Origin of the sequence: Streptomyces torulosus (assembly GCF_001419765.1) — a bacterium.
GTDB lineage: Bacteria > Actinomycetota > Actinomycetes > Streptomycetales > Streptomycetaceae > Streptomyces > Streptomyces torulosus.
Genome location: NZ_LIRK01000640.1, coordinates 1 through 6,592, shown reverse-complemented (window position 1 = coordinate 6,592; position 6,592 = coordinate 1). Strand labels below are relative to the sequence as shown.

The 6,592-nt window shown below is 72.3% G+C and carries 6 protein-coding genes; 5 read left to right on the top strand and 1 reads right to left on the bottom strand.

Features of this window, described 5'->3' with window-relative positions:
* From AOK23_RS36225 to cyc2, 4 genes are all read left to right on the top strand, one after another.
* Window positions 1-1,082: S8 family serine peptidase (locus tag AOK23_RS36225; protein WP_157878251.1), on the top strand; the 1,082-nt coding region annotated here is incomplete at its 5' end.
* A gap of 115 nt (window positions 1,083-1,197) precedes the next feature.
* Window positions 1,198-1,869, top strand: coding sequence for a hypothetical protein (locus tag AOK23_RS36215; RefSeq protein WP_240496719.1), 672 nt, complete (start codon window positions 1,198-1,200; stop codon window positions 1,867-1,869).
* Complete coding sequence (locus AOK23_RS36210) at window positions 1,862-3,004, top strand: damage-control phosphatase ARMT1 family protein (protein WP_055716761.1); 1,143 nt, start codon at window positions 1,862-1,864, stop codon at window positions 3,002-3,004. The genes AOK23_RS36215 and AOK23_RS36210 overlap by 8 nt, the downstream gene beginning before the upstream one ends.
* 101 nt (window positions 3,005-3,105) lie before the next feature.
* Window positions 3,106-5,313 carry a germacradienol/geosmin synthase Cyc2 gene (cyc2, locus tag AOK23_RS36205; protein WP_055716760.1) on the top strand — a complete coding sequence of 736 codons (2,208 nt, stop codon included), beginning with the start codon at window positions 3,106-3,108 and terminating at the stop codon, window positions 5,311-5,313.
* A gap of 13 nt (window positions 5,314-5,326) precedes the next feature.
* On the opposite strand, the gene AOK23_RS36200 is transcribed toward cyc2, so the two are convergent.
* Complete coding sequence (locus AOK23_RS36200) at window positions 5,327-6,094, bottom strand: CTP synthase C-terminal region-related (seleno)protein (RefSeq protein ID WP_055716759.1); 768 nt, start codon at window positions 6,092-6,094, stop codon at window positions 5,327-5,329.
* 108 nt (window positions 6,095-6,202) lie between these two features.
* Here AOK23_RS36200 and AOK23_RS36195 point away from each other — a divergent pair.
* The coding region (locus tag AOK23_RS36195) for a LysR family transcriptional regulator (protein ID WP_157878250.1) at window positions 6,203-6,592 on the top strand (390 nt) is incomplete at its 3' end.

Genomic DNA, 6,592 nt, shown 5'->3' with positions numbered 1-6,592 from the left:
TCGCGGGCACCATCGCCGCCGCCACCAACAACGGCAAGGGCATCGCCGGTATCGCCCACGGCGCGAAGATCTCCCCGATCCGCGTCCTCGGCAAGTGCGGTGGCTACGACTCGGACATCATCGACGCCATCACCTGGGCCTCCGGCGGCACCGTCTCCGGCGTCCCGGCCAACACCAACGTCGCCAAGGTCATCAACATGAGCCTCGGTGGCGACGGCGCCTGCACCACGGCGACCCAGAGCGCCATCACCGCCGCCGTGAACCGCGGTACGACCGTCGTCGTGGCCGCCGGCAACGAGAACGACAACGTGGCGAACCACTCGCCCGGCAACTGCAACAACGTCATCTCGGTCGCGGCGACCAACCGCTCGGGCGCCAAGGCCTCGTACTCCAACTACGGCTCCCTCGTGGACATCTCGGCGCCCGGCGGCCAGACCAGCACCGGCACCGCCAACGGCATCCTGTCCACGCTGAACGCGGGCACGAAGACGCCCACCTCGGAGTCGTACGCCTACTACCAGGGCACCAGCATGGCCACCCCGCACATCGCGGGCCTCGCCGCGCTGCTGAAGTCGGCGAACTCCTCGCTGACCCCGGCCGAGATCGAGTCCGCGATCAAGGCCAACGCCCGCGCTCTGCCCGGCTCCTGCTCCGGCGGCTGCGGCGCGGGTCTGGCCGACGCGGCCAAGACGGTGCAGGCGGTGTCCGGCGGCTCCGGCGGGGGCTCCACGGGGGGCACCACCTTCACCAACACCACCGCCGTCTCCATCCCGGACAACGGCTCGGCGATCGAGTCCTCGATCTCCGTCACCGGGCGCAGCGGCAACGCGCCCTCCACCCTCCAGGTCGGTGTGGACATCACCCACACCTACCGCGGTGACCTGGTCCTGGACCTGGTGGCCCCGGACGGTTCGACCTACCGTCTGAAGGCCTCCAGCTCCTCGGACTCCGCCGACAACGTGAACACCACCTACACGGTGAACGCGTCCAGCGAGGTCGCCAACGGCACCTGGAAGCTGCGTGTCCAGGACGTGGCGTCCGCGGACACCGGCCGGCTCAACAGCTGGAAGCTGACCTTCTGACGTCAGCCCCACTGACCGCCACCCCCCACTGCCGGCGGCCGACCGATGCGAGCGGGCATCGGTCGGCCGCCGGCCCTTTTCCGGCGTGCCGTCAGCGGGCCGTTAGCGTAGGCGCATGTCGACGAAGAAGACCGAGAAGTCCGACGGGACCCACCCGGAGCAGACCGAGGGGATCCCGTCGCAGAGGTTCGACAGGACCTGGTCGGAGCGAACCGGCGGGAGCCCGGCACCGGTCGCGGCGGTGTGCCCCGGCTGCGGCGGATCCGGACCGTCGGTGCGCACGGTCGCCGAGACCTGCGCCGACCCGGAGTCCCGGACCGGGGGACTGACCGACCGGCTGGCGCGGTCCCCGGGGGTGCCGTCCCGCTTCGACACCGTCCTGCACTTCATCGAGGGCATGATCCTCGTCGCCATGGGCGCCTATCTCGCCCGCAGCGGTATCCAGAGCGACAAGCCCGTCCACATGATCGCCGGTTCCCTGCTCGCGGTGGCGCTGTTCGTCGGCACCCTCGCCGTGGTCCGGGGCGAGCTGCGCGAGCGGAAGGCCGTCATGCGGGGCGAGCCCCGCGCCGAACTCCTCTGGCGGCCCGCCCACCACTGCTCCGCCTGCGGCGCCGTGTTCTACCCGGCGGGCACCCCGTGGCAGGGCGCCCTGACCCCCGAGCAGTTCCAGAAGTACGTGTGGACCGAGGCCGGTTACGGCCGGCAGCTCGACAAGAAGGTCAAGGACGTCGCCCTGCCGTCCGCGGCGCCCACCGGCCCCGGAGGGACCCCCGACCGTGCCTGACGCCCCCCTGATCCACGGCACCGACCCGGCCTCCTTCGCGCACGCCGTCCTCGCCGAACGGCACCCCGCCCTCATCCGCAAGGTCCTCGACGCCACCCCCTACGGCCCCGAGCAGCGCCACGCCCTCGCGACACTGCTGCACGACGCGACCGAGGGCGTCCTCGCGCCCCCGGACGACGACCCCTGGTGGGACACCTGGGACGTACGCGGCCACGCCGGCCGGTCCTGGTTCGACCTGCCGTTCCTCGTCGCCGAGAGCTGCTTCTACCGCCGGCTCCTGCACGCCGTCGGCTTCTTCGGCCCCGGCCCCTGGCAGGGCGTCGACCCGTTCCGCCCCTTCAAGCTCGCCGAGCTCGACACCCCCGAGGCGGCGGCCGAACTCACCGCCGCCGACGCCCTCGCCGAACGCCCCCCGCACGAGCGGCTGTCCGCCCTGCTGCACGGCTCGCTCTGGGGCAACCGGGCCGACCTCGGTTTCCGCATCCAGACCGCCGAGTCCGCGGCGGACTCCCGGCTGCTCGCGGACGACAGCGAGGAACTGCTGTCCCTGCTGTCCGGCGGCGGAACGCTCTGCCTGGTCGCCGACAACGCGGGCCGCGAACTGATCCCCGATCTCCTCCTCGTCGACGACCTCCTCACCCGGGGCCGCGTCGAGCGCGCCCTGCTGCATCTGAAGCCGTACCCGTACTTCGTCTCGGACGCCACCACCGCCGACGCCCTCGACGCCGTACGCCACCTCGTCGCCGCGAAGAACGCCGCCGGGCGACGGCTGTGGTCCGCCCTCGCCGACGGCCGTCTCGTGCTGCGGGCCCACCCCTTCTCCTGCGCCCCGCTGCCGTACGCGGACATGCCGGACGACCTGCGCGAGGAGTTCGCCTCCGCCGACCTCACCCTCCTCAAGGGCGACCTCAACTACCGGCGCCTGGTGGGCGACCGGCTCTGGCCGCCGACCACGTCCTTCGCCTCGGTCACCGCGTACTTCCCCGGTCCGGTGGCCGCCCTGCGCACCCTCAAGTCCGATGTGATCGTGGGCCTGGACGCCTCCACCGAGGCCGCGCTGGTGGCCGCGGAGGGGCAGCGGTGGCGCACCGGCGGAGCCCACGCGGTGATCCAGGTGAACGCCGGTACGAACTGAGAAGTCCGGGCGCCGGCGACGAAAGCGCCCGGATTCACGCGATGGTGTGATCATGTTCCGCTGCCCGGATGCCGGTCGGGGGCCACGGGTAGGGCCCGGCCATGACGCAGCCGTTCCAACTCCCGCACTTCTATCTGCCGTACCCCGCGCGGCTGAACCCCCACCTCGACGAGGCCCGTGCCCACACCAGCGCGTGGGCGCGGGAGATGGGCATGCTGGAGGGCTCCGGCGTCTGGGAACAGGCGGACCTCGACGCGCACGACTACGGGTTGCTGTGCGCGTACACGCACCCCGACTGCGACGGCCCGGCACTCTCGCTCATCACCGACTGGTACGTGTGGGTGTTCTTCTTCGACGACCACTTCCTGGAACTCTTCAAGCGCTCCCAGGACCGCCCCGGCGGCAAGGCCCACCTCGACCGGCTCCCGCTGTTCATGCCGCTGGACCTGGCCACCCCCGTCCCGGAGCCGCGGAACCCGGTGGAGGCCGGGCTCGCCGACCTCTGGGCGCGCACGGTCCCGGCGATGTCGATGGACTGGCGCCGCCGCTTCGCCGTGGCGACCGAGCATCTGCTCAACGAGTCGCTGTGGGAGCTGTCCAACATCAACGAGGGGCGGATCGCCAACCCCGTCGAGTACATCGAGATGCGCCGGAAGGTCGGCGGCGCCCCCTGGTCCGCCGGTCTCGTCGAGTACGCGACCGCGGAGGTGCCCGCCGCGGTCGCCGGGTCGAGGCCCCTGCGGGTCCTGATGGAGACGTTCTCGGACGCCGTCCACCTGCGCAACGACCTGTTCTCCTACCAGCGGGAGGTCGAGGACGAGGGGGAGAACAGCAACGGCGTGCTCGTGCTTGAGACGTTCTTCGGCTGCGACACGCAACAGGCCGCCGAGACCGTCAACGACATCCTCACCTCACGGCTGCACCAGTTCGAGGACACCGCGCTCACCGAGGTCCCCGCGCTGGCCCTGGAGAAGGGGCTCACCCCGCCCGAGATCGCCGCCGTCGCCGCGTACACCAAGGGCCTCCAGGACTGGCAGGCCGGCGGCCACGAGTGGCACATGCGGTCCAGCCGCTACATGAACGACGGGGCGACCTCCTCGCGCGGCCCGCTCGACCTCGGTGGCGCGCTCCTCTCCGGCCCGGCCCTGGTCACCGGGGCGGGGTTCGGCACGTCCGCCGCCGACGTGGGGGCGCTGTTCGCCTCCGCCGCCGCCGAACGGCTGCGCACCCGCGCGCATCTGCCGTACCAGAAGGTCGGACCGTCCCTGATCCCCGACTTCCACATGCCGTTCCAGGTGGAGCTGTGCCCGCACCTGGACGCCGCCCGCCCCCGCCTCACCGCCTGGTCGCACGCGATGGGCATCCTCGGCGAGGGCGTCTGGGACGAGGAGCGGCTCGCCGCCGCCGACCTGCCGCTGTGCGCGGCCGGCCTCGACCCGGACGCCACCGCCGAGGAACTGGACCTCAGCTCGCAGTGGCTGGCCTGGGGCACCTACGGCGACGACTACTACCCCCTGGTCTTCGGCCACCGCCGCGATGTGGCCGCCGCGCGCCTCACGACCGCCCGGCTCTCCGACTGCATGCCCGTCGAGGGGGAGGCGGTCCCCGTCCCGGTGAACGGGATGGAACGGGGCCTGATCGACCTGTGGGCGCGGACCACCGCGGAGATGACCTCCGACGAGCGGCGCACCCTGAAGGCGTCCGTCGACAAGATGACCGAGAGCTGGGTGTGGGAGGTGTTCAACCAGCTCCAGAACCGGGTGCCCGACCCGGTCGACTACCTGGAGATGCGGCGCGCCACCTTCGGCTCCGACCTCACCCTGAGCCTGTGCCGGATGGGCCACGGCCCGCAGATCCCGCCCGAGGTCTACCGCAGCGGCCCCGTCCGCTCCCTGGAGAACGCGGCCATCGACTACGCGTGCCTCATCAACGACGTGTTCTCGTACCAGAAGGAGATCGAGTACGAGGGCGAGGTCCACAACGCGATCCTCGTCGTGCAGAACTTCTTCGGCTGCGACTACCCGACCGCGCTCGGCGTGGTCCACGACCTGATGACCCAGCGCATGCGGCAGTTCGAGCATGTCGTCGCCCATGAACTCCCCGTCGTCTACGACGACTTCGAGCTGTCGCGGGAGGCGCGCGACATCATGGACGGCTATGTGGACGACCTGCGGAACTGGCTCGCCGGCATCCTGAACTGGCACAGGCAGGTCGACCGCTACAAGTCCGCCTTCCTGGCCCGCCGCGCCCACGGTTTCGTCCCCGGCCGGGCGCCGGCCCTGCCGTTCGCCCCGGCCCGGGTCGGCTGACGCCCCGCACGGCTCACACCGGCAGCTGTGCCGCCCGGGTCGCGTGGTCGACCGCGGCCCGGGCCAGCCCGCGCACGAACGGGTGCGGGCGGCTGCCGTCGCCCGAGAGCTCGGGCTGGAAGAGGGCGGCCAGGAAGAAGGGGTGGCCCGGCAGTTCGACGATCCGGACCTGGCCGTCCTCGTCGTGCCCGGAGAAGCGCAGCCCGTGCGCCCGCAAGGTGTCGAGGTGAGCGGAGGGGCCGTACCGGCAGGAGTACCGCTCGACGGTCCGCTCGGCGCCCAGCACCGACTGCGCGAGCGAACCGGGCTCGACGCGCACGGCTGCCTCGTGTCCGGCCAGGGAGCAGGCGAGCGGCTCGATCAGGAAGTCCTCGGCGTCCGGGTCGTTCTCGGCGTGCGCGACCCCGGTGAGGCCGCACACCGTGCGCGCGTACTCCAGCAGCGCGTGCTGGAAGCCGCCGCAGGTGCCGAGGAACGGGATGCCCTCCTCGCGGGCCGTACGGATCGCGGACAGCACCCCGGCCTCGCTGCGGTAGGGGCTGCCCGGCACCACCCACACCGCGTCGAAGCCGCGCACGGCCGCCGGGTCCGCCGCGGCGTCCTCGGAGTGGATCCAGTAGGCGTCCACGACGAGCCGGTCCCGCTCCGCGAGGGAGTCGAGGAACCGCGGGATCCGGATGTGGGACACCACGTCGGGGGAGCGGTCGCCGACCAGGGCGAGCCGGGCGGAACGGGAAGCGGAAGAGGTGGCCTGCGTCGGGTTGTTCGTCATGTCCGCCATCCTCGGCGCGGGCCCGCCTTCACGTCCAACGATGATTTCCGTACCCCTGATAAGCAACGCTGATGCAGCTCAGGTGCCTGTCGGGCGCGTCGCGGGATCATGGCGGCCATGGATCCGCATCTGCTCCGCACCTATGTCACCGTGGCGCGCCTCGCCTCGTTCTCCGAGGCCGCGCGCGAGCTGGGCTACACCCAGTCCGCGGTGTCCCAGCACATCGCCGCGCTGGAACAGGACCTCGGCGCCGCCCTGCTGACCCGGCGTCCGGTCCGGCCCACGGCCGCCGGGGAGCGGCTCCTCGAACACGCCGGGCCGCTGCTGCTGCGGCTCGACGCGGCCCGCGCCGACGTGGTCCGGATGGCGTCCGCGCCCGAGCACGGGCTGACCCTCGCCGTGACCCCGACCGCCCTCGGCCCCAGGACCGTCGCCGCGCTGCCCGCCGCCGGCGTGACTCTGCGGGCCCTCGCCCGCGCCGACATCCCGGCGGCGGGCAGCGCGGCG

Bases quoted from the DNA above. Each gene is read 5' to 3' on its own strand.
- cyc2 (WP_055716760.1), top strand. From the start codon at position 3,106: ATGACGCAGCCGTTCCAACTCCCGCACTTCTATCTGCCGTACCCCGCG.
- AOK23_RS36200 (WP_055716759.1), bottom strand. From the start codon at position 6,094: ATGGCGGACATGACGAACAACCCGACGCAGGCCACCTCTTCCGCTTCC.
- AOK23_RS36215 (WP_240496719.1), top strand. From the start codon at position 1,198: ATGTCGACGAAGAAGACCGAGAAGTCCGACGGGACCCACCCGGAGCAG.